Here is a 3,825-nt window from a genome sequence, read left to right as displayed (position 1 = left end):
GCCAGCAAACCGGCTGGATGACGTCCATGACCGACATCACCGAGCCCAAACGCATCCGCGAAGAACTCACAGCTTCTTACGAACGTTTCACCACGGTACTTGAGGGGCTGGACGCGGCCGTCTCCGTGGCGCCGCTGGGCAGTGAAGAGCTGCTGTTTGCCAACAAGCTGTACCGTTCGTGGTTTGGCGGTGAAGTCTCCGGCCATCTGAACCTGATTGCACAAGCGGGCGTGCCCTCCGCCGTACCCACCGAAGATGCGCTGGATGCGGTCGATGGCCTGGCGGGCTTCCCTACCGACACGCTGACGGCGGCGCAGACGGAAAACGCCGAAATTTTTGTGCCCGAACTCAGCAAGTGGCTGGAAGTTCGTTCGCGTTACCTCACTTGGGTGGACGGCCGTCTGGCCCAGATGGTGATTGCTACCGACATCACGCCGCGGCGCCATGCCGAAGAGCAGGCAGCCCAGCAGAACGAGCGGGCCCAGACTGCGAGCCGCCTGATCACCATGGGTGAAATGGCCTCCAGCGTGGCGCACGAACTCAACCAGCCGCTGACGGCCATCAACAATTATTGCAACGGCATGGTGTCGCGCATCAAGGGCCAGCARATCAGCAACGAAGACCTGCTGGTGGCGCTGGAGAAAACCGCCAAACAGGCACACCGCGCCGGGCAGATCATCCAGCGCATACGGTCCTTCGTCAAACGCAGTGAGCCCAACCGCAGCTCCGCCGACGTGGCGACCATCGTGAGCAATGCGATGGAGCTGGCCGACATCGAGCTGCGGCGCCATCACGTGCGGCTCAGCCACTACATCGCAGCCCGCCTGCCCGACATCATGGTGGACCCCATCCTGATCGAGCAGGTGCTCATCAACCTGATGAAAAACGCGGCTGAGTCGATTGAACAGGCGCACCTGCCGACAGCGCGGCGCAGCGTCGAATTGCGCGTGGTGCCCAAGCAGATTGAAGACCAGGCCGTGGTGGAGTTTTCGGTGCTCGATACGGGGCGTGGCCTGTCGCCTGAAGTCATGGGCCGGCTGTATGAAGCCTTCTATTCGACCAAGGCCGAGGGCATGGGCATAGGCCTCAAACTCTGCCGCAGTATTGTCGAGTCCCACCAGGGAAGAATGGAGGCCCAGAACCTCTACAATGGGGACGAAGTGGTGGGGTGCCGGTTTACCTTCTGGATCCCCGTGACACCCCTGCTGGCACCGGTGGCGCCTGCTAGCGATACCATAGCAACCAAGGATACCGGCGTTCATTGAAACCCCTTCAAGAACAGTCTCCCGAGAAGTTCACGAAAGAAAGTTTGGCATGAGCTTGATTCCCAAAAAAGGTACCGTCTACGTCGTTGATGATGACGAGGGCGTGCGCGACTCCCTTCAGTGGCTGCTCGAAGGCAAGGACTACCGCGTCCGCTGCTACGACTCGGCCGAAACCTTTCTCTCCCGTTACGACCCGCGCGAAGTCGCCTGCCTGATCGTCGACATCCGCATGGGCGGCATGACGGGTCTCGAATTGCAGGACCGCCTGGTCGAGCGCAAGTCACCGCTTCCCATCGTGTTCATCACCGGCCACGGCGACGTACCCATGGCGGTCAACACCATGAAAAAAGGCGCTATGGATTTCATCCAGAAGCCTTTCCAGGAAGAAGCCCTGGTCAACCTGGTCGAGCGCATGCTAGAGCAGGCCAAAGAAGCCTTCAGTGACTACCAGCAGTCCGCCAGCCGCGACGCCCTGCTCGCCAAGCTCACCTCACGCGAAGCCCAGGTGCTTGAGCGCATYGTGGCGGGCCGCCTCAACAAGCAGATCGCCGACGACCTGGGCATCAGCATCAAGACAGTGGAGGCGCACCGCGCCAACATCATGGAAAAGCTCAACGCCAATACCGTGGCCGACCTGCTCAAAATAGCCTTGGGATCCAACGCACCCAAAGGCTGACCTCCTTCCGCTATCTTTCTGATAGCTGCTTGCGCCCGTGATGATTGGATTTGCGGGCGTTTTTACTTGAAAATCGATAAAAAATGACTGCCCAGCTGATCGACGGAAACGCCCTCTCCAAACAACTGCGCGCTGAAGTCGCCCAACGCGCCGCCGCCCTGCGCGCACGCGGCGTCACACCGGGCCTGGCCGTGGTGCTGGTGGGTGAAAACCCGGCCAGCCAGGTCTATGTGCGCAACAAGGTCAAGGCCTGCGAAGACAACGGGCTGCATTCGGTGCTTGAGCAATACCCTGCCACCCTCAGCGAAGCAGATCTGCTGGCACGGGTAGAGGCGCTCAACAATGACCCGGCCATCCACGGCATCCTGGTGCAGCTTCCGCTGCCTGCCCATATCGACGCGCAAAAAGTCATCGAATCGATCTCGCCCGCGAAAGACGTTGACGGGTTTCACGTCGCCAGCGCCGGCGCGCTCATGGTCGGCCAGCCGGGCTTCTGGCCCTGCACGCCTTATGGCTGCATGAAGATGCTGGAAAGCATCGGCTACGACCTCAAAGGCAAGCATGCTGTGGTCATCGGCCGCAGCAACATCGTCGGCAAGCCGATGGCGCTGATGCTGCTGCAAAAGAACGCCACCGTCACCATCTGTCACAGCGCAACCAAAGACCTCAAGGCCATGACGCTACAGGCCGATGTGATCGTGGCAGCTGTCGGCAAGCGCARCGTGCTGACGGCCGACATGGTCAAACCGGGCGCCGTCGTGATAGATGTGGGCATGAAYCGCAACGAYGAAGGCAAGCTYTGCGGCGACGTGGAYTTTGASGGCGTGAAGGAAGTSGCGGGCTACATCACACCGGTRCCCGGCGGTGTCGGCCCCATGACCATCACCATGCTGCTGGTCAATACGCTSGAAGCGGCTGAACGAGCCCCCACGGTCGCTCACTCCGTGTAGTTCCCTGCCCCCCGAGGGGGCCGCTGCGCCTGCGGTCCGGCAGAGCCGGTCCCGCGGCCCCTGCTTGCCGGGGAAATTCAGGTGATTTCGGGTACCGTCGAGCGACTCAAGCGCCACAGCGCCAGGCCGGCGCACAGCCACTGCACAACATACAGCGCCGTACCCAGGCCATGCCAAAGCTTGAGGTTGCCGCCTTCGGCACGCGCACTGACGATGCGCGGCGCGATACCGAACTCCACCAGMAAGGCCAGCAACAAGCCAGTCACTATGAATTTGATAGCTGCTTGCGCTTGCTGCGCAAGGGCTGTATCGTCTTTTTTGTTAAAAACCAGAAGCAACAGCATGGCGCAGCCCGTGCTGAGCCAGGTCTGCGCAGTGAAGAGCTTGGCCGCCATGGCACCGGCAACAGCGGGTGTGCCGAGATTGGCGAACAGCATGGGAACCACCACGAATCCCAAACCAGTCAGGCTGCCCCACCAGAGAGCCGCCACCATCACATTGAAGCGTTGCTTCATTGGAAATTTTCCGATGGGCCGCCCCTGGGGAAATTAGCCCCCTCGGGGGGCAGAGAACTACACACAGTGAGTGAGCGTGGGGGCCACATTTTCTAGATGTACATCACCGCGATGATTTCGTAGCGTTTGATACCGCCTGGCGCCTGGACTTCGGCTGTATCGCCTTCGTCTTTGCCGATCAGCGCACGTGCAATCGGCGAGCTGATGTTGACCCGGCCCGCCTTGATGTCGGCCTCGTCTTCACCCACGATCTGATAAGTCACCTTGTCGCCGGTATCTTCATCTTCCAGTTCGATGGTGGAACCGAACACGACCTTGCCGCCCGCGTCCAGTTCGGACGGGTCGATGATTTGGGCAGCGGAAAGCTTGCCTTCGATTTCCTGAATACGGCCTTCGATGAAGCCCTGACGGTCTTTGGC

5 protein-coding genes are annotated in these 3,825 nt (G+C 60.6%); 3 read left to right on the top strand and 2 right to left on the bottom strand.

The genetic code is table 11. The features are described 5' to 3' along the window. The 3 genes from AC1DWI_RS16165 to folD all read left to right on the top strand — a co-directional run. Nucleotides 1-1,265: PAS domain-containing sensor histidine kinase (locus AC1DWI_RS16165; RefSeq protein WP_477725211.1), on the top strand; the 1,265-nt coding region annotated here is incomplete at its 5' end. A gap of 49 nt (nt 1,266-1,314) precedes the next feature. After that, nucleotides 1,315-1,941, top strand: coding sequence for a response regulator transcription factor (locus AC1DWI_RS16160; protein ID WP_348047552.1), 627 nt, complete (start codon nt 1,315-1,317; stop codon nt 1,939-1,941). Between the two features lie 83 nt (nt 1,942-2,024). Further along, nucleotides 2,025-2,891, top strand: coding sequence for a bifunctional methylenetetrahydrofolate dehydrogenase/methenyltetrahydrofolate cyclohydrolase FolD (gene folD / locus AC1DWI_RS16155; RefSeq protein ID WP_477725210.1), 867 nt, complete (start codon nt 2,025-2,027; stop codon nt 2,889-2,891). 77 nt (nt 2,892-2,968) lie between these two features. On the opposite strand, the gene AC1DWI_RS16150 is transcribed toward folD, so the two are convergent. Both AC1DWI_RS16150 and greA read right to left on the bottom strand, forming a co-directional pair. Beyond that, complete coding sequence (locus tag AC1DWI_RS16150; protein WP_477725209.1) at nt 2,969-3,406, bottom strand: DUF4149 domain-containing protein; 438 nt, start codon at nt 3,404-3,406, stop codon at nt 2,969-2,971. 92 nt (nt 3,407-3,498) lie between these two features. Continuing rightward, a partial coding sequence (greA, locus tag AC1DWI_RS16145) for a transcription elongation factor GreA (RefSeq protein ID WP_477725208.1) occupies nt 3,499-3,825 on the bottom strand: 327 nt, incomplete at its 5' end.

Source organism: Polaromonas sp. P3_C2, from assembly GCF_056402675.1.
The sequence above is the reverse complement of the archived record's forward strand: the minus strand, read 5'-3'. Positions and strand labels throughout refer to the sequence as shown.